At 64.4% G+C, this 660-nt stretch carries 1 protein-coding gene; it reads left to right on the forward strand.

Annotated features, from left to right (window positions below):
• Positions 1 to 12: 12 nt before the first annotated feature.
• The coding region (locus tag DAI20_RS19605) for an NAD-glutamate dehydrogenase domain-containing protein (protein WP_240606143.1) at positions 13 to 660 on the forward strand (648 nt) is incomplete at its 3' end.

A 660-nucleotide genomic window follows, 5' to 3' on the forward strand; every position in this document is an offset into this window, starting at 1 on the left:
ATCGGTACCTACGTGAAGGCTGCCAGCGAGCAGCACAGCGATGTCGGCGACCGCGCCAACAACGCGCTGCGCGTGAACGGTGGCGAGCTGCGCTGCAAGGTGGTGGGCGAGGGCGGCAACCTGGGCATGACCCAGCTGGGCCGCATCGAAGCCGCCCAGGCCGGCGTGCTGCTCAACACCGACTTCATCGACAACTCGGCCGGTGTCGACACCTCCGACCATGAAGTCAACATCAAGATCCTGCTCAACGATGTGGTGCGGGCGAAGAAGCTGACCGTCGAGCAGCGCAACAAGCTGCTGGCCTCGATGACCGATGAAGTCGCCGAGCTGGTGCTCAATGACAGCTACCGCCAGAACCAGGCGCTGAGCCTGATGGAGCGGATGGCGGTCAAGCGCCTGGGTTCCAAGCAGCACTTCATCCGTACCCTGGAGCAGCAGGGCCTGCTTGATCGCCAGATCGAGTTCCTGCCGTCCGATGCCGAGCTGTCGCAGCGCAAGGCACGCGGCCAGGGCCTGACCCGTCCGGAGCTGTCGGTGCTGCTGTCCTACTCCAAGCTGGTGGCGTTCGCCCAGCTGCTGGATTCGGACATCCCGGAAGATCCGTACCTGTCCAAGGAGCTGCAGCGCTACTTCCCGACCCCGCTGCAGAAGAAGTACGCC

It is taken from the genome of Planctomonas deserti (assembly GCF_003067705.1).
GTDB classification, from domain to species: Bacteria; Actinomycetota; Actinomycetes; order Actinomycetales; family Microbacteriaceae; genus Planctomonas; species Planctomonas deserti.